Origin of the sequence: Klebsiella sp. RIT-PI-d, from assembly GCF_001187865.1 — a bacterium.
Classification (GTDB): Bacteria; Pseudomonadota; Gammaproteobacteria; order Enterobacterales; family Enterobacteriaceae; genus Superficieibacter.
Window position 1 is genome coordinate 2226719 of record NZ_LGIT01000009.1, and the last position, 17951, is coordinate 2244669.

Here is a 17951-nt window from a genome sequence, read left to right on the forward strand (position 1 = left end):
CTCAATATTGAAAAGCGCGACAAATTACTCTTTAAAGTCGTTGGCTTCCAGTTCATGACGCGAAAGCAATTTATAAAATTCAGTTCGATTACGTCCGGCCATGCGTGCCGCATGCGTCACGTTGCCTTTGGTTATTTGCAGCAGCTTGCGCAGATAATTAAGTTCGAACTGATTACGCGCATCGGCAAAGGTCGGCAGCGCCGTATTTTCGCCCTCAAGCGCCTGCTCAACCAGCGCATCGCTTATTACCGGGGACGACGTTAGCGCCACACACTGTTCGATGACGTTAACCAGCTGGCGCACATTTCCCGGCCATGCGGCAGTCATGAGACGCTTCATGGCATCGGTCGAAAAAGCGCGTACAAACGGTTTATGACGGTCGGCAGATAAGCGCAGCAAATGATTGGCCAGCAGCGGGATATCTTCCGTACGGTCGGCCAGCGCCGGAATTTTCAGGTTAACCACGTTAAGGCGATAAAACAGATCTTCACGAAACTCACCGCGTGCCATGGCCTTGGGTAAATCGCGATGGGTAGCGGAGACGATACGCACGTCAATATCAAGGTCGCGGTTACTGCCGAGCGGTCGGACTTTTCGCTCCTGAAGCACGCGCAAAAGCTTAACCTGGAGAGGGATCGGCATATCACCAATTTCATCGAGAAACAGCGTGCCGCCTTGCGCTGCCTGAAACAGCCCTTCCCGGTTACTTACCGCGCCGGTAAATGCTCCGCGGGCATGGCCGAATAACTCGGACTCCAACAATTGTTCCGGCAGCGCACCGCAGTTAATGGCGATAAAAGGCTGGCTCGCACGCGGGCTGGCATTGTGGATCGCCTGGGCAAAGACTTCTTTGCCGGTACCGCTCTGACCATTAATCAAGATGCTAACGTCCGACTGAGCGATCATTTGCGCCTGTTCAATCAGGCGCAGCATTACCGGGCTTCGGGTCACAATGGATTCACGCCAGCGCTCATCGGTTGCGGGCGCAGAGTGCTCAAGCGCATCGTTGATGGCTTTATACAGCGCGTCTTTATCGACCGGCTTGGTCAGAAAGCTAAAAACGCCCTGCCGGGTAGCGGCCACCGCATCCGGAATGGAGCCGTGAGCGGTAAGAATAATAACCGGCATCCCAGGCTGGAGTTTCTGGATCCCGGCAAACAGCTGCATTCCGTCCATCTCATCCATGCGCAAATCGCTTATCACCAGATCGACTTTTTCACGATTGAGGACGCGCAGCCCTTCCTGACCGCTCGCGGCCGTAACCACGCTGTAGCCTTCGCTGGTCAAACGCATTCCTAAGAGCTTAAGCAGCCCCGGATCGTCGTCCACCAGTAAAAGATGGGCAGGTTTACGGCTTATCATGGCTATCCTCGTCGGCAGGCTGATTTTCTTGTGGCGCGGCCGGTTTATCGCTCGCATGGCTGACGTCTGAGCTGAGATTACCGGCGGGTTTACGGGAGGATAGCTGACGCTCAATATCGGTCAGCCCCTCCAGCTTGCGGGTTGTGGCATCCAGCTGACTTTGTAACGCCTGCTGTTGTTGGCGCAGCGTATCCAGTTCGCCATCAGCAGACTGCTGAAGTTTACTGTAGCGATAGCGTTCCTCGGAAAGTTGCAGCTGTAGCGCCTGGGTGTCGCGCCACAGTTGATACAACGGACGCACCTGGGCCGGTATTTGCGGGCTTAGCGCATCCAGTCGGGTCACGCTGTCGCGCCGCTCGACCGGCGTGATTTTAGCATTGGCTAACATAATGCCGCGTCTGAACGCATCCTGCCAGGTATCGTCGGACCAGAAACGTGCCTCAGCTCTTGCCTGCTGCGCAGAGAGACGCTCGGCGCAGTCAATACCACGCAGCCAGTAGAGCGGGTTTTTATCACGCTCTGTGGTGCCTGCCGTCCAGATATTCGTACACTCCGTGGAGAGGAAATCAGCAACCTGATGCTGAGGGATTTTCTCCTGGGCTTTATCCGGGGCGCGATGCACTAAATGTGATGAACATCCGACCAGCAGCAGGCAGGACACAGGGAGCGCCCAAAAAAGACGAGAGAACCCGACAGGATCAAAACGTGCCAGAGTGTGTGACATAGTTACCCGATTAATTTTCATTTTAAGGTGTCCGGCCCCGAGACGGGTAGTTCAATGCGAAAACAGATATTCCCGGTGCTTTCATCAACCAGGTGAAGCTCGCCCTGCATCCTGCGAACACAGTCCCTGGCAATACTTAGCCCCAGGCCGCTGCCTTTAACTGCGCCTTTACGCTGATGGCTTCCCTGGTAAAAAGGCTCAAAAATCATCGATTTTTCTGCCTCAGGGATAGGTGAACCGGTATTGCTGACTTCAATCCGTACCCGATTGTCATGGCGCTGGCTACGAATATAAATGTTACCGGATTCATTTCCATAGTACACCGCATTCGAATAAAGATTATCCAGCACGCTCATTAATAGCATGGGTTCTGCAAGACAGGCCGGTTCATCCAGCGTAACGCGGGTCGACATCATTTTTGCCCGCGCCGGAAGGCTGTGTGCAGATATTACCCCCTCCACCAGCGGAGCAAGCTCAACGGGTTCGATTTCAGTGGCGCTATCAGCGAGTTTTCTATTGTAATCAAGCAATTGTTCAATCAACTTTTGCAGATTACGGCTGCTGGCGTCGAGGATATTGACCACTTCAGCCTGTTCAGCGGTCAGGGGACCAACGATCTGATCGGCCAGCAGCTCTGTCCCCTCACGCATACTGGCAAGCGGCGTTTTTAGCTCATGCGAGAGATGACGTAAAAACTGATGGCGCTGTGCTTCAAGCCATGAAAGACGCTCGCTTAGCCAGATGATGCGTTGCCCGACGGAGCGAAGTTCTCGCGGCCCGCGTAATACGACCGTATTACCGAGAGAACGTCCTTCGCCCAGCCGATTGATCATCCGCTCAATGCCTTTAACCGGCCCAATAATCATGCGGGTGAAAAGCAGTACCATCAGTAGACTAATGAGAAAGAGGATCAGCGCCTGCCAGCCGAAAAATTGCCCGCGTTCGGCAATTTCCTGCTGAAGCTGCTGCCCCCGGGAGAAAACGACGGCGCGTGTCGCCTGTACCATATCGCTATTGGCACTGGCGAAAGCCTCAAGCTGACGCGCTGATTGCGTGGTCGGACCGTTATTAAGGCACTGGAGCTGGGCCAGCGCGTTAAGATTCTGGCGCAGAGTCTGATAGAGTTTATCATCCGGTAGAACACCGGCATGAGCATCAAGCATATCAATATAACGCTTACGCTGCCCCTGATAGACCCGCGCAAGGGTGGGATCGTCGAGCACGCAGTACTGGCGATAGCTACGCTCCATTTCCAGCGCCACGTTAGTCATCGCCTCACTACGGCGTGCATCAATAAGCGTCGTCCGGTTAGTATGCGCTGCCTGAGCGCTTAGCGCATTCAGGCTTTGCCACGCCTGCCATGCCAGCACCAGAAGGGGAAGCAGGATCAGCAAAAACGCCAGCATGACCAGCTGTCTTAGCGAGCGGGGGAAAATGGACCAGCGCGTCAAGGTGTTACTCTCATCAGACCTGAATAGGCCGATGCTAACTGAGGCGGAAGGCAGATACAATAAAGCCGGGTATTAACCCGGCTTTATTATGTAATAAGGCGGTGCCTAACTCGACGTTTCGCCCGATGGTTGATAAAGCAAAAGCAATTATCAGAAGTTGGACGGCAGGCACCTTGTTGTGCGTCATTCGAAGTTTATGTAGCGCGTCCCGAGGGGGCTGACATAAGAAGGTGAATGAGCCACTGGTTAATATTATGCATCATGCGTGCCAGTTTTGAAAATTATTTTTTATACGCATGTTTTAAAAAGGATTTATATAAAAAAGGTGATATAACATTGCCGTCTGCTTTTCGTTCAATGTGTCGCCAAAAAACAACACCTTTTTAGGTAGTTTTAATAACATATAAAAATCAATAATTTAAATGTCTCCAATAAGCGACACGCCTTAAGCATAATGTCGGGTTTTGCAGACACACATTGTCGATCGCTTTCACAATAAAAAAGCCGGGCAAAATGCCCGGCTGGTAAAACTGCGCTATCAATTCATCATTGATGTCCGCAGACGTGGCGGCAGTCCGCCCTTAGCCTAACTGTTTACGCGCATTGCGGAAAATACGCATCCACGGGCTGTCCTCGCCCCAGTTCTCCGGGTGCCAGGAGTTGCTGACGGTGCGGAAGACGCGCTCAGGATGCGGCATCATCACGGTTACGCGACCACTTTCGCTGGTCACTGCGGTGATCCCATTCGGTGAACCATTCGGGTTCGCCGGATAAGTTTGCGTCACGCTGCCTGTGTTATCGACATAGCGCAACGCGACCAGCCCTTTGCTTTCAAGCTGAGCGAGATGCGCCGCATCACGTACTTCCACGCGCCCTTCCCCGTGCGACACGGCAATGGGCATCTGCGAGCCAACCATGCCCTGTAACAGCAGGGACGGACTTTGCGTTACTTCCACCAGGCTGAAGCGTGCTTCGAAACGATCGGAGAGGTTACGCACGAAACGCGGCCACTGTTCGCTGCCCGGGATCAGCTCGCGAAGATTCGACATCATCTGGCACCCGTTACACACGCCGAGCGCCAGCGTTTGTGGCCGGTGGAAGAAGGTTTCGAACTCATCGCGCACGCGGTTATTGAACAGGATCGACTTCGCCCAGCCTTCGCCCGCCCCCAGCACATCGCCATAGGAGAAGCCGCCGCAGGCAACCAGCGCCTGGAAACTCTCCAGACCTGTGCGTCCTGCCAGCAGGTCACTCATATGGACGTCGATGGCATCAAAGCCCGCACGATGGAACGCTGCCGCCATTTCGACATGAGAGTTAACCCCCTGCTCACGCAGCACGGCCACTTTTGGCCGCGCACCGGTGGCAATATATGGCGCAGCAATATCCTCATTGATATCAAATGAGAGCTTCACATTGAGGCCCGGATCGTTGTCATTACGTTTTGCCTCATGCTCCTGATCGGCGCACTCCGGGTTATCACGCAAACGCTGCATCTGCCAGGTGGTTTCTGCCCACCACATCCGCAGGGTGGTGCGGCTTTCATTAAACACAGGGTGCTCATCAGAGGTGATAACAAAGCGGTCGCCCGCTACCGCCTGCCCCAGGTAGTGTACGCAATCGCCAAGACCATGCGCGTTCAGCACCTCTTCCACCGCCTGACGATCGGCCGCACGCACCTGAATGACCGCCCCCAGCTCTTCGTTAAACAGCGCGGCAAGTCGGTCGTCGCCCAGCGCGGCGATATCAGCCTCAACGCCGCAGTGACCGGCAAACGCCATTTCTGCCAGCGTCACCAGTAACCCGCCGTCGGAGCGGTCGTGATAGGCCAGCAGCTGACGGGCGGCAACCAGCGCCTGAATGGCGTCGTAAAAGCCTTTAAGTTGCTCCGCGCTACGTACATCGGCCGGAGCATTACCCAGCTGGCGGTAAACCTGTGCCAGCGCCGTTGCGCCGAGGGCATTGTTGCCCAGCCCTAAGTCGATCAGCAGCAGCACATTGTCTTCAACCGAAAGCTGCGGAGTGATGGTCTGACGAACATCTTCCACGCGGGCAAACGCGGTGATCACCAGTGACAGCGGCGAGGTCATTTCGCGCTGCTCGTGGCCTTCCTGCCAGCGGGTTTTCATCGACATAGAGTCTTTGCCTACCGGAATGGTTAATCCAAGCGCCGGACACAGCTCTTCGCCTACCGCTTTGACCGCTTCATACAAACCGGCATCTTCACCCGGATGTCCGGCTGCGGACATCCAGTTTGCGGAAAGCTTAATGCGTTTAATATCGCCAATGTGCGTGGCGGCAATGTTAGTCAGGGCTTCACCAACCGCCAGACGCGCCGATGCGGCGAAGTCCAGCAGCGCAACGGGTGCACGTTCGCCCAGCGACATGGCTTCGCCGTAGTAGCTGTCGAGGCTGGCAGTGGTCACCGCACAGTTTGCTACCGGGATTTGCCACGGACCCACCATCTGATCGCGGGCGACCATACCGGTCACGCTGCGATCGCCAATGGTGACCAGAAACGTTTTCTCTGCCACGGTCGGCAGATGCAGTACGCGCTTCACGGCCTCTTCGACGGTCACGCTGTGACGATCGAAGGCGTCGCCAGTGGCCTTACGGGTTTGCACATCGCGGGTCATCTTCGGCGTTTTGCCGAGCAGGACGTCCAGCGGGAGATCGATCGGCTGATTATCAAAATGACGGTCATTCATGACCAGATGCTGTTCATCAGTAGCTTCACCGATGACCGCGTATGGCGCACGCTCGCGCTGGCACAGTTCATCAAACAGCGGCAGCTGGTCAGCCGCCACCGCCAGTACATAGCGTTCCTGAGATTCGTTACACCAGATTTCCAGCGGACTCATTCCAGGCTCGTCGCTCAACACGTCACGCAGTTCGAACTTGCCGCCGCGTCCGCCATCGCTAACCAGTTCCGGCATCGCGTTAGACAGGCCGCCCGCGCCCACATCGTGAATAAAGAGGATCGGGTTAGCCTCGCCAAGCTGCCAGCAGCGGTCAATCACTTCCTGACAACGACGTTCCATCTCCGGGTTATCACGCTGGACTGAAGCAAAATCGAGATCCGCATCAGACTGCCCGGATGCCATTGAAGAGGCCGCGCCGCCGCCCAGCCCGATATTCATCGCCGGACCGCCCAGAACGATCAGCTTCGCGCCGACAACGATCTCGCCTTTCTGCACATGATCGGCACGAATATTACCGATCCCGCCCGCCAGCATGATCGGCTTGTGATAACCGCGCAGCTCCTCACCGTTGTGGCTGTTAACCTTTTCCTCGTAAGTACGGAAGTAACCGGTCAGGGCCGGACGGCCAAATTCGTTGTTAAATGCCGCGCCGCCCAGCGGGCCGTCGGTCATGATGTCCAGCGCGGTAACGATGCGATCGGGTTTACCGAAATCTTCTTCCCACGGCTGTTCAAAGCCAGGAATACGCAGGTTGGAAACCGAAAAACCCACCAGCCCGGCTTTGGGTTTAGCACCGCGCCCGGTGGCACCTTCGTCGCGGATCTCGCCGCCGGAGCCGGTTGCCGCTCCCGGCCACGGTGAAATTGCCGTCGGGTGGTTGTGCGTTTCGACCTTCATCAGGATATGCGCAGCTTCCTGATGAAAATCATAGCGCCCGTTTTTATGGTCGGCGAAGAAGCGCCCCACGTCGGAACCCTCCATGACGGCCGCATTATCTTTATACGCTGATAAGACGTGATCCGGCGTTTGCTCAAAGGTATTTTTGATCATCTTAAACAGCGACTTCTGCTGCTGCTGGCCGTCAATGATCCAGTCAGCATTAAAGATTTTATGCCGACAGTGCTCAGAGTTCGCCTGCGCAAACATGTATAACTCAATGTCGTTCGGATTACGGCCCAGACGGGTAAAGGCATCCTGAAGATAATCAATTTCATCATCCGCCAGCGCCAGCCCGAGGCGCTGGTTCGCATCGCTCAGCGCCTGCCGCCCTTTCCCCAGCAGATCAACCGAAGTCACCGGCGTCGGCTGATGATGGGCAAACAGGGCTTCTGCTTCATCCTGCGAAGTGAATACCGTTTCCATCATGCGATCGTGTAATTCTGCGGCGACAGCCTGCCACTGCTCAGCAGTAAGAGTCGAAGCTTCAACGTAATACGCCACGCCGCGCTCAAGGCGGTTAACCTGTTGCAGGCCGCAGTTATGCGCGATATCAGTGGCTTTAGAAGACCAGGGAGAGATGGTGCCAGGACGTGGCGTAACCAGCAGCAATTTTCCTGAAGGGGTATGACTATTAAGGTGTGGGCCGTAGGTCAGCAGACGTTCAAGCTGGGCGTGTTCTTCCGCACTCAGCGGCGCGCTTAGATCGGCAAAATGGATATACTCAGCGTAAAGGGTGCTTACCGGCAGGTTGGACGCCTGAAAGCGCGCCAGCAATTTATTCATTCGGAATGCCGACAGGGCAGGCGAACCACGCAGAATTTCCATCATAAGTCTCTCGTCTTCTCAGTTTTCAGTGTGCGCAATGGGGGGAAAACGGGCGTCATTATAAAGAATTGTGCGCCGCGACGAAACCGTTTGCGTCGAAATTAAATGCCTTTCTGGTTTTAACATTCAGTGTGGCACACAACCTGAAAAAGTTGCCAGACGACGTATTGTTAAGCAAAATGCCGCTCCTTCTGAAACATTCGCTCACATTCCATGAGCTGTAGATCATCGGACTCAGGAACGGCGAAGAGAACTAACTGTTTGAAAAAAATAAAAATTATTTATCCACTGGCCGCAGCGTCTGTTATATTATTTTTATTCGCTCTGCTGACCGTGCTTGTGTGGCAAAGTCTGCCAGAGAACCGGCTGGCGGCCATCCGGGCGCGCGGTGAACTGCGTATTAGCACCATTACGTCGCCAATGACCTATATCAATATTAATGGCAAGGTCGAAGGTTTCGATTATGAACTGGCGCAGCAGTTTGCCGATCAACTTGGCGTACGCCTGAAAGTGACGATCAGGCCAACAATTGATCAGCTGTTTGACGATCTGGATAACGGCAACGCCGATCTCCTGGCGGCCGGTCTGGTATGGAACAGCGAACGGGCGAAGCATTATCAGCCTGGCCCCCCCTACTCTTCCGTTTCTCAGCAGCTGGTTTACCGTATGGGCAGCTATCGTCCCCGCTCGCTGGAGTCTATTGGCGCGCACCAGCTGACGATAGCGCCGGGCCATGCGGTGATTAACGATCTGCGTGAACTTAAGGCTAAAAAATTTCCGGATCTTAACTGGACGGTTGATCATCAACGAAACAGCCGGACGCTAATGGAAGATGTTGTCGCAGGGCGAGTTGACTACACTATTACGGATTCGGGTGCCATCAGTCTGTTTCAGCGGGTGCACCCGGAACTGGCGGTCGCGCTGGACGTCACCGATGAACAACCGGTTACCTGGTTTAGCGTGCAGGATGAAGACAAAACGCTGTCAGAAGCCATGCAGGTCTTCTTTGATAAGCAAACTGCGGAAGGAACTATTGCTCGCCTGGAAGAGAAGTATCTTGGGCACGGTCGGGATTTTGACTATGTTGATACCCGCTCATTTTTACGCGCTGTTGACAGTACGCTCCCGGACTTCCAGCCGCTGTTTGAGAAATACGCAGACACAATCGACTGGCGGTTACTGGCGGCTATTGCCTATCAGGAATCGCACTGGGACCCGCAGGCCACCTCGTCTACCGGCGTGCGCGGCATGATGATGTTGACCCGCAATACCGCGCAAAGTCTGGGTTTAAGCGACAGGACCGACGCCGAGCAAAGCATCAGCGGCGGAATGCGCTATCTGCGTGAGCTGATCGGCAAAGTACCGGACACCGTGCCTGAAAACGAACGTATCTGGTTTGCACTGGCAGCCTATAATATGGGCTATGCGCATATGCTGGACGTCAGGGCACTCACGGCAAAGCAAAACGGCAATCCTGATAGCTGGGCCGACGTAAAGCAGCGTTTACCACTACTCAGTCAGAAACCCGTGTACGGCAGTCTGACCTACGGCTACGCGCGCGGGCATGAAGCGTACGCGTTTGTCGAAAACATCCGTAAATATCAAATCAGCCTGGTCGGTTATTTAATCGAGAAAGAGCGAATGATGGAAAAAACACTTCAGCTTTCACGCGCCTATCCTGCTGTATCGCCCGAGACGCTGGAACAGGAATCGCCCTCCGTCGTGCCGTTTATCTCCATGCTGGATAGCGGATACGGCACGCATTCAAAGGCCCCGGTGCTGGCTGATGGCCCTCGCCGCTAGCGTGGGTCTTTTTCTGCCTGTCTGAGGGCTTTTTTAACCTGACGACGGTGGCGAAAAAACTCGCTGAGTAAGGTCGCGCACGTGTCCTTTAACACGCCTTCAGTAAATTCCACCCGATGATTCATGCCGGGATGATGCAGAATATCAATTAACGATCCGGCCGCCCCGGTTTTGGCATCGCGCGCACCAAAGACCAGCTGCCCGATGCGGCTGTGAACCATTGCGCCGGCGCACATTACGCACGGCTCCAGGGTAACGTAAAGCGTGGTGTCAATAAGCCGGTAGTTTTGCAGCACCAGCCCGCCCTGCCGCAGGGCCATGATCTCCGCATGCGCCGTGGGATCGTGACGCCCTATCGGCCGGTTCCAGCCTTCGCCAATAACGCGATTCTCATGTACCAGCACCGCTCCCACCGGCACTTCACCCTCATCCCAGGCGCGTTGAGCCAGCGTCAGCGCGTGGCGCATCCAGTGTTCGTGATTCAGTTCATGGTCGGACAAAGCAGGCACTCCAGCGATAAAAGCGGGGGCGCATTATACACAGCGGCTCTCCTTTAAACATCATTCGAGTTGCTGAAGCGTTCCTGACGGCGTGACACGCCAGCGATGCTGGCAGAAGTAAAGCAGCGGGTTATCCTGTTTACTGTCGCTGTAGCCGCTGTGCAGACGCAGCGGTGTACCAATACGACGTTCCAGCTGAGCCACCTTTTCATGGCCCAGACAGCGCATCGTCAATACCCATCCGCCATTGTGCCGACGGATCTGACTGGCAATAAGATTAACTTTGGGCAGCCAGGGCGTATCAACATAAACCTGCTCTACCAGCGGCTGCGGCGAGCCGGTAATTAACCAGACGTCGGCATCCGTACTGGTCAAATATTCGGTCAGCTGCTCATGTACAACCGGAAAAGCAGTCACATGCTGACGAAACCAGGCAACAAACTGGCTTTCAAGCCGTTTCAGATGCGCTTCACTGTGACCAAATGTACATCCCCATAACAGCAGACTCATTGGCCAACGCGCAGCGCGGCCTTTGATCAGCAGCGCAATGCCGATAACCGGAAGTAAAGGCAGGACAAGCAGCGCATTTAAAGGCTGTTGACGTAGCAGATAGCGCAGGAAACTGCCGAACATATCCTGCTGATGCAGCGTTCCATCAAGATCAAAAAAGACGACGCGACGCTCGTGAGTTGCCAAACCTTACTCCTCTGAATCGTTAAGCTTCCATTAGCTGGCGATACGCTACCAGGCGATAAATACCTTAATTAGCCTAACAGATAGATCCTGATTTTTCCGGTTCCGGCGGTCACAAGTTCCTGATGCAGGCGTTAATCGTCTGCCAGCGCCGCGCGCAGGAAACCGTGATGCTGCTTAAGTCGGGTACTGGCCGTCACCGCATCCAGCCCGGTAAGCACCATCAGAATGGCCGGTTTGACTTCATAATCAGTCTGACCGAGCACCTGCTCTGCCTGCTCACGCCCGATGCCGGTCGCTTCTGTTACCATTCGGCAGGCGCGATCGATAAGCTTGATGTTGGTTGCCTTCATATCGACCATCAGATTCTGGTACACCTTACCGAACTTAACCATCGCCCCGGTTGAGATCATATTAAGCACCATCTTTTGTGCGGTGCCTGATTTCAGGCGTGTAGAGCCGGTGAGCGCTTCCGGGCCAACCAGCGGGGAAATAGCAATGTCTGCTTCGCTGGCAATCGGCGAAGCCGGGTTACACGAGAGGGCAACGGTGGTGCATCCAACGGCTTTAGCATAGCGCAGGCCGCCGATCACGTAAGGCGTACGTCCGGAGGCCGCTATGCCCACCACAACATCCTGAGCCGCAAGATGTAACGCCTGTAAGTCTTCTTCACCCAGATGCGGATTATCTTCTGCGCCTTCGACCGCTTTCAGCAGCGCGCCCGGCCCGCCGGCAATCAGCCCGACGACCAGACCGTGCGGGACGCCGAACGTGGGCGGGCATTCAGAGGCATCCAGCACCCCCAGACGTCCGCTGGTCCCTGCCCCCATATAGATGATGCGCCCGCCAGCCTGAAGCGCCGCCGCCGCCGCATCAACCGCTTTAGCCACGTCGTCCAGCACCGCCGCAACGGCGGGCGCGACCTGCGCATCTTCATAATTGAGTAAGTTAACCATTTCACGCGTAGAGACGTCGTCCAGCCCCATCGTGCGGGCATTACGGGTTTCAGAAAGCAGTGAACCAAGATTCATTTTGTCGCTCCAGAATTTTTAATTCATAATATAACGGCTATATTGGAATATATTATTCATCCAGGCGAGTCTTTTTTCACCCTGATTGTCGTACCGGCGGGAGATGTTATGAACTGTTTGAACCGTATCCGTCAGCGCTATCCGGCACTGGCCCAAAGCGATAAAAAGCTGGCGGATTTTTTACTCTCACGCCCCAATGAAGCTATTCATTTAAGTTCACAGCAGCTTGCGCATGAGGCAGGCGTCAGCCAGTCAAGTGTAGTAAAGTTCGCACAAAAACTGGGTTTTAAGGGGTTCCCGGCGCTGAAACTGGCGATCGGTGAAGCATTAATCAGCCTTCCCCAGCCGCCCTCTGTGCCGGTACATAACCATATTCGCGGGGACGATCCCCTGCTTCTGGTCGGCGAAAAGCTGATTGCGGAAAAACTGGCGGCAATGCACGCCTCACTCGATATCAATAGCGAAGAGAAGCTTCTGGAAAGTGTGCAGATGCTGCGCGGGGCGAGGCGGATAATCTTGACCGGCATTGGTGCATCCGGGCTGGTGGCGAGAAATTTTGGCTGGAAGCTAATGAAAATCGGCCTTAACGCCATTATTGAACTGGATATGCATGCGTTACTGGCAGGAGTGCAGGCGATGGCCCCCGATGATCTGCTGTTTGCTATCTCTTACAGCGGCGAACGGCGTGAAATCTGCCTTGCGGCTGAAGAGGCCCACCGGGTCGGTGCCCGGGTATTTGCGCTTACCGGATTTACGATCAATACGTTGCAGCAGCGCGCCTCCCACAGTCTTTATACTATCGCAGAAGAACAGGCCAGCCGTAGCGCTGCCATCTCCTCAACCAGCGCCCAGATGCTGCTAACCGATCTGCTGTTTATGGCGCTGATCCAGCAGGATCTGGAGCATGCGCCGGATCATATCCGCCAGAGTGAAGCGCTGGTGAAAAAACTGGTCTGAACAAAATATCGGCGTATAATGCCCGCCCTGTTTGTGTTGTTTCTGAGAATTTCCTGATGGCGCTGTTGATTACCAAAAAATGCATTAATTGCGATATGTGCGAACCCGAGTGCCCTAACGAGGCGATTTCAATGGGTGACAGCCTGTATGTTATTAACAGCGACCGTTGTACCGAGTGCGTCGGGCACTATGAGACGCCGACCTGCCAGAAAGTGTGCCCGATCCCCAACACCATACTCCACGATCCGCTCCATGCGGAGAGTGAAGAACAGCTATGGGATAAGTTTGTTCTGCTGCATCATGCGGATAAAATCTAACGCTCAATAATGACCGTTGCGCAGGCGTAATGACGCTCGTCTGCCAGCGTTACGTGCGTTGATGTGACGCCCATGTTTTCCGCCAGCCGCTGCGCCTCACCCCATAACCGCAAACGCGGTTTTCCCAGTTCGTCGTTGTAGACTTCAAACTGATTGAACGCCAGACCGTTACGAATACCGGTGCCAAACGCCTTGGCAGCGGCTTCCTTGACCGCAAAGCGCTTGGCCAGAAAACGCACCGGCTGATGGTGCGCTTCCCAGATGGCCCATTCGTTATCGCTCAATACCCGGCGCGCCAGCCGATCGCCGCTGCGCGCGATGACGGCTTCAATGCGGGCAATTTCTACAATATCCGTCCCCAGGCCAAGAATGGCCATCAGCGGCGAGCATCCTGCATCAGACGTTTCATTTCTGCCACCGCGTCTTTCAGACCGCTCATGACCGCACGTCCGATAATCGCATGACCAATATTCAGCTCGTGCATTTCCGGCAGCGCCGCAATGGCCTGCACGTTGTGGTAGGTCAGGCCGTGACCCGCATTCACTTTCAGGCCAAGACTCGCCGCATACGTTGCGGCCTTTGCAATGCGCGCTAACTCGTGCGCCTGGGTCGTTTCGTCTTTGGCATCCGCGTAGCATCCTGTATGAATTTCAATATAGGGTGCGCCTGCGTCGGCTGCGGCTTTGATTTGGGCGTGGTCGGCATCAATAAACAGTGAAACGAGAATGCCGGCATCCGCCAGACGCTGACAGGCATCGCGCATTTTATCCTGCTGTCCCGCGACATCCAGCCCGCCTTCAGTGGTCACTTCCTGACGTTTTTCCGGCACCAGGCAGCAGAAATGCGGTCTGGTTTCGCAGGCAATCGTCAGCATCTCTTCCGTGACGGCCATTTCAAGATTCATGCGGGTGTCCAGCGTCTGGCGCAGGATCTTAACGTCGCGGTCGGTAATATGGCGGCGATCTTCACGCAGATGTACGGTGATGCCATCGGCTCCAGCCTGTTCAGCAATAAATGCGGCCTGAACCGGGTCCGGGTACGCAGTGCCGCGCGCATTACGCAGGGTGGCAATGTGGTCAATGTTGACGCCTAACAGTAAATCAGCCATGACAATCCTCAATTTTTTCCAGGTCAGAATCTTTTACGGGAGCGCTAACGCTTCGGCATGAACTGGCGAAATAGCTCCCGGCTCTTTAATGGTTTGCCACCAAGATAGGGCTTAAGGGCGATGCGGGTAAAGCGTTTCGCCGCGCGCAGGGTATCCGCATCAGGAAACTCCCGGCTGGCCAGCGCCCTGAGATGATGTCCGGTAAAGGTGTTGTTATCAATGACCATGCTGGCAATAAAGCCTTTCTCTTCGCGATAACGGTAGGTCATTGTCTCTTCAACCGGCTCGCCGCTGCCGGCGCAGTGCAGAAAATCCAGGCCGTAGCCAAGATGTCCCAGCAGCGCCAGCTCAAATCGCCGTAGCGCAGGCTCAGGCGAATCCGCCGCCGCCAGCGCCTGGAGGCAGTACAGATAATCGAAAAAGAGATCAGAAAAGCGCGTTTCGTGTTCAAGCACGCGCGCCAGCAGCTCATTCACGTAAAGGCCGCTATACAGCGTGATACCGCTTAAGGGGAGCGCCAGAGAGACGGCTTCAGCACTGCGCAGGGTTTTGACTTCGCCGCGTCCGCCAAAGCGCACCAGCAGCGGGGTAAAAGGCTGTAGCGTGCCTTTAAGGTTAGAACGTTTAGCCCGTGCGCCTTTTGCCACCAGACGCACGCGGCCCGACTCTTCCGTGAAGACGTCCAGCATCAGGCTGGTTTCGCTCCACGGACGACTATGCAGAACAAATGCGCGCTGCCAGCCTTCCATCAGAGGCTACTCAGAGATCGTCAACGTAACCGAGGCTACGCAATGCGCGCTCGTCATCTGCCCATCCGGATTTTACTTTGACCCACAGTTCAAGATGCACTTTAGCCTCGAACATGTCTTCCATGTCTTTACGCGCTTCAATACCGATAGTTTTGATTTTGGCACCTTTGTTGCCAATCACCATCTTCTTCTGCCCTTCACGCTCAACAAGGATCAGGCCGTTAATATCATAGCCGCCGCGCTCGTTAGTCATAAAGCGTTCGATTTCGACCGTCACGGAATACGGCAGTTCGGCACCGAGAAAGCGCATCAGTTTTTCACGGATGATTTCGGAGGCCATAAAGCGCTGCGAACGGTCAGTGATATAATCTTCCGGGAAATGGTGAATAGCTTCCGGCAGGTGCTTACGCACGATCCCGGCGATGGTATCAACGTTCATCCCCGTTTCAGCAGACAACGGCACAATGTCGAGGAAATTCATCTGGCTTGCCAGGAACTGCAAATGCGGCAGCAGTTCAGCTTTGTCCTGAACATTGTCTACTTTGTTAACCGCCAGAATAACCGGCGTTTTACCGCCACGCAGCTTATTGAGGACCATTTCGTCATCCGGCGTCCAGCGCGTACCTTCAACCACAAAAATGATCAGCTCGACGTCACCAATTGAACTGCTGGCCGCTTTGTTCATCAGGCGGTTAATGGCGCGTTTTTCTTCCATATGCAGCCCCGGAGTATCAACATAAATTGCCTGATACGGGCCTTCTGTATGGATACCGACAATGCGATGACGGGTAGTCTGTGCCTTGCGGGAGGTGATGGAGATCTTCTGCCCCAGCAGGTTGTTTAGCAGGGTTGATTTACCAACGTTAGGACGTCCTACGATAGCAACAAACCCGCAATAATTTTTTTCTTCGCTCATTCCAGCTCCAGTTTTTTCAGTGCCTGTTCGGCGGCAGCCTGTTCCGCCTTCCGACGACTAGAACCGGTACCAATCACCGGTTCATGCAGGCCACTGACCTGGCAGTGGATAGTAAATTCCTGATCGTGGGCTTCGCCCCTGACCTGCACCACCAGATAGGATGGCAGCGGCAAGTGACGACCCTGTAGATATTCCTGTAATCGCGTTTTCGGATCTTTTTGCTTATCGCCCGGGCTAATTTCATCCAGACGGGCCTGATACCAGCTCAGAATAAGTCTTTCAATATTCTGAATATCACTGTCGAGAAAAATTCCGCCAATCAATGCTTCAACCGTATCGGCAAGAATGGATTCACGACGAAAACCGCCGCTTTTCAATTCGCCCGGCCCTAAACGCAGGCACTCGCCCAGTTCAAATTCGCGGGCAATTTCCGCCAGCGTATTACCGCGCACCAGCGTTGCGCGCATTCGGCTCATATCACCCTCGTCCACGCGAGGAAAACGGTGATAAAGCGCGTTAGCGATGACATAACTTAAAATCGAGTCACCGAGAAACTCAAGACGCTCATTGTGTTTACTACTGGCACTACGATGCGTTAGTGCCTGCTGCAACAATTCCTGATGATGGAAAGTGTAGCCCAGCTTCCGTTGAAGCCGATTAATTACGATGGGATTCATGCGATACCAATAAAAGAATGCGTCAACAATTCAGCACACGAAATCGACCTGAGAGAATCAACCCGTTTTGGTGTGCTGTCGCCCCCATGCGGGAGACAACCTGAAACTTCGGGGGAATATTCTATACACAACGAAAGGGGATGTCGTTAGCCAGAGGAGATTTAAATTTTAAATAATTCGCCCTGTCGCCAAAATGACGGCAGGACGAACGTTTAATGGCTGTTAATGGATACCGCCGATGCGGCTAAAGCGCACGCCGGTCGGCCATTCGCCTTCCTGTTTCTCAAAGCTCATCCAGATAGCCGTCGCCCGACCAACCAGATTCGCTTCCGGGACAAAGCCCCAGTAGCGACTGTCCGCACTGTTGTCACGGTTGTCGCCCATCATGAAGTAATGTCCTGGCGGCACGATCCAGGTCGCCAGAGTCTGCCCTGGCTGTTTGTAATACGCCCCCAGTTGATCCTGAGCAATCGGTACAGTCAGTATACGGTGGGTAACATCGCCCAGCGTTTCTTTCCGCTGCGACAGACGAATACCGTTATCCTTCGATTCATTCAGCGGCACCTGGAAGAAGCCGCTGGTCGCTTCCCCGCCGTTAGTGCGGGCAAACGTCTGAACGAAATCGCTGGGCTCTACGTCAGAGTAAGTGACCGGCAGCGCCGTACCGCAGGCCTGGCCCGAACTACAGCCAGGCTGAATCGTCACCTGCTTGGCAATCGGATCGTAGGTCACTTTATCGCCCGGCAGCCCCACAGCCCGCTTGATGTAATCCAGGCTCGGATCCTGCGGATATTTAAATACCACCACGTCGCCACGTTTCGGATGACCGGTTTCGATAAGCGTGTTCTGGTAAATCGGATCTTTAATGCCGTAGGCAAACTTCTCTACCACAATAAAGTCGCCGATAAGCAGCGTCGGCATCATTGAGCCGGACGGGATCTGAAAGGGTTCATAAATAAATGAACGGACAATCAGGACGATGGCCAGTACCGGAAATATGGACGCGCCTGTTTCAAGCCAGCCCGGTTTCGGCCCCACTTTTTTCAGCGTTTTTTTATCCAGCGAGTCACCCGCTGCGGCTTGCGCCGCAGCCTGCTGTTCCCGACGTTTGGCAGCAAAGAAAAATTTATCAATGCACCACAAAATGCCCGTGACCAGTGTGGCAATCACCAGAATCAGAGCAAATTTATTCGCCAT

General features: G+C 54.6%; 16 protein-coding genes. 3 read left to right on the top strand and 13 right to left on the bottom strand.

Features of this window, described 5'->3' with window-relative positions; translation table 11 throughout:
* Positions 1–24 precede the first annotated feature (24 nt).
* The 4 genes from glrR to purL form a co-directional block, all read right to left on the bottom strand.
* Positions 25–1362 (bottom strand): two-component system response regulator GlrR, encoded by a 1338-nt coding sequence (gene glrR, locus AC791_RS16715; RefSeq protein WP_049841522.1) that lies wholly within the window; start codon positions 1360–1362, stop codon positions 25–27.
* Positions 1349–2107 (bottom strand): two-component system QseEF-associated lipoprotein QseG, encoded by a 759-nt coding sequence (gene qseG, locus AC791_RS16720; RefSeq protein WP_049841523.1) that lies wholly within the window; start codon positions 2105–2107, stop codon positions 1349–1351. The genes glrR and qseG overlap by 14 nt, the downstream gene beginning before the upstream one ends.
* Positions 2104–3537 carry a two component system sensor histidine kinase QseE/GlrK gene (gene qseE, locus AC791_RS16725; RefSeq protein WP_049841524.1) on the bottom strand — a complete coding sequence of 478 codons (1434 nt, stop codon included), beginning with the start codon at positions 3535–3537 and terminating at the stop codon, positions 2104–2106. Before qseE ends, qseG begins: the two co-directional genes overlap by 4 nt.
* Positions 3538–4118: 581 nt before the next feature.
* On the bottom strand, positions 4119–8006 hold the full coding sequence (gene purL / locus AC791_RS16730; protein ID WP_049841525.1) for a phosphoribosylformylglycinamidine synthase: 3888 nt from the start codon (positions 8004–8006) through the stop codon (positions 4119–4121).
* 258 nt (positions 8007–8264) lie between these two features.
* On the opposite strand from purL, the gene mltF reads away from it, so the two are divergent.
* Positions 8265–9806: a membrane-bound lytic murein transglycosylase MltF gene (gene mltF, locus AC791_RS16735; RefSeq protein WP_049841526.1), complete on the top strand. Its 1542-nt coding sequence runs from the start codon at positions 8265–8267 to the stop codon at positions 9804–9806.
* Here mltF and tadA read toward each other — a convergent pair.
* The 3 genes from tadA to murQ all read right to left on the bottom strand — a co-directional run bounded on the left by tadA (position 9803) and on the right by murQ (position 12030).
* Positions 9803–10306 (bottom strand): tRNA adenosine(34) deaminase TadA, encoded by a 504-nt coding sequence (gene tadA / locus AC791_RS16740; protein ID WP_049841527.1) that lies wholly within the window; start codon positions 10304–10306, stop codon positions 9803–9805. The genes mltF and tadA overlap by 4 nt on opposite strands.
* Positions 10307–10366: 60 nt before the next feature.
* A complete protein-coding gene (yfhb, locus tag AC791_RS16745; RefSeq protein ID WP_049841528.1) occupies positions 10367–11002 on the bottom strand; it encodes a phosphatidylglycerophosphatase C in 636 nt (211 codons plus the stop codon).
* Positions 11003–11133: 131 nt separating this feature from the next.
* A complete protein-coding gene (gene murQ / locus AC791_RS16750) occupies positions 11134–12030 on the bottom strand; it encodes an N-acetylmuramic acid 6-phosphate etherase (protein ID WP_049841529.1) in 897 nt (298 codons plus the stop codon).
* 108 nt (positions 12031–12138) lie between these two features.
* On the opposite strand from murQ, the gene AC791_RS16755 reads away from it, so the two are divergent.
* Together AC791_RS16755 and AC791_RS16760 are read left to right on the top strand one after the other, a co-directional pair.
* Positions 12139–12987 carry a MurR/RpiR family transcriptional regulator gene (locus AC791_RS16755; protein WP_049841667.1) on the top strand — a complete coding sequence of 283 codons (849 nt, stop codon included), beginning with the start codon at positions 12139–12141 and terminating at the stop codon, positions 12985–12987.
* A 56-nt stretch (positions 12988–13043) separates the two neighbouring features.
* Entirely contained in the window at positions 13044–13304 is a 261-nt protein-coding gene (locus AC791_RS16760; protein WP_049841530.1) for a YfhL family 4Fe-4S dicluster ferredoxin, read from the top strand.
* Here the strand turns inward: AC791_RS16760 and acpS are convergent.
* From acpS to lepB, 6 genes are all read right to left on the bottom strand, one after another.
* Positions 13301–13681 (bottom strand): holo-ACP synthase, encoded by a 381-nt coding sequence (gene acpS / locus AC791_RS16765; protein ID WP_049841531.1) that lies wholly within the window; start codon positions 13679–13681, stop codon positions 13301–13303. The two genes, AC791_RS16760 and acpS, sit on opposite strands and share 4 nt — an antisense overlap.
* Positions 13681–14412: a pyridoxine 5'-phosphate synthase gene (gene pdxJ, locus AC791_RS16770; protein ID WP_049841532.1), complete on the bottom strand. Its 732-nt coding sequence runs from the start codon at positions 14410–14412 to the stop codon at positions 13681–13683. The genes acpS and pdxJ overlap by 1 nt, the downstream gene beginning before the upstream one ends.
* Before the next feature lie 44 nt (positions 14413–14456).
* Positions 14457–15161, bottom strand: a complete 705-nt coding sequence (gene recO / locus AC791_RS16775; RefSeq protein ID WP_049841533.1) for a DNA repair protein RecO — start codon at positions 15159–15161, stop codon at positions 14457–14459.
* Between the two features lie 10 nt (positions 15162–15171).
* Entirely contained in the window at positions 15172–16077 is a 906-nt protein-coding gene (gene era / locus AC791_RS16780; RefSeq protein WP_049841534.1) for a GTPase Era, read from the bottom strand.
* Complete coding sequence (gene rnc, locus AC791_RS16785) at positions 16074–16754, bottom strand: ribonuclease III (protein ID WP_049841535.1); 681 nt, start codon at positions 16752–16754, stop codon at positions 16074–16076. The genes era and rnc overlap by 4 nt, the downstream gene beginning before the upstream one ends.
* Positions 16755–16976: 222 nt before the next feature.
* On the bottom strand, positions 16977–17951 hold the full coding sequence (gene lepB / locus AC791_RS16790; RefSeq protein ID WP_049841536.1) for a signal peptidase I: 975 nt from the start codon (positions 17949–17951) through the stop codon (positions 16977–16979).

Excerpts from the sequence above, each read along its gene's own strand:
- pdxJ (WP_049841532.1), bottom strand. The coding sequence starts at position 14,412 with ATGGCTGATTTACTGTTAGGCGTCAACATTGACCACATTGCCACCCTG.
- lepB (WP_049841536.1), bottom strand. The coding sequence starts at position 17,951 with ATGGCGAATAAATTTGCTCTGATTCTGGTGATTGCCACACTGGTCACG.
- acpS (WP_049841531.1), bottom strand. The coding sequence starts at position 13,681 with ATGGCCATTCTTGGCCTGGGGACGGATATTGTAGAAATTGCCCGCATT.
- murQ (WP_049841529.1), bottom strand. The coding sequence starts at position 12,030 with ATGAATCTTGGTTCACTGCTTTCTGAAACCCGTAATGCCCGCACGATG.
- era (WP_049841534.1), bottom strand. The coding sequence starts at position 16,077 with ATGAGCGAAGAAAAAAATTATTGCGGGTTTGTTGCTATCGTAGGACGT.
- AC791_RS16755 (WP_049841667.1), top strand. The coding sequence starts at position 12,139 with ATGAACTGTTTGAACCGTATCCGTCAGCGCTATCCGGCACTGGCCCAA.
- qseG (WP_049841523.1), bottom strand. The coding sequence starts at position 2,107 with ATGAAAATTAATCGGGTAACTATGTCACACACTCTGGCACGTTTTGAT.
- rnc (WP_049841535.1), bottom strand. The coding sequence starts at position 16,754 with ATGAATCCCATCGTAATTAATCGGCTTCAACGGAAGCTGGGCTACACT.
- purL (WP_049841525.1), bottom strand. The coding sequence starts at position 8,006 with ATGATGGAAATTCTGCGTGGTTCGCCTGCCCTGTCGGCATTCCGAATG.
- glrR (WP_049841522.1), bottom strand. The coding sequence starts at position 1,362 with ATGATAAGCCGTAAACCTGCCCATCTTTTACTGGTGGACGACGATCCG.
- AC791_RS16760 (WP_049841530.1), top strand. The coding sequence starts at position 13,044 with ATGGCGCTGTTGATTACCAAAAAATGCATTAATTGCGATATGTGCGAA.
- recO (WP_049841533.1), bottom strand. The coding sequence starts at position 15,161 with ATGGAAGGCTGGCAGCGCGCATTTGTTCTGCATAGTCGTCCGTGGAGC.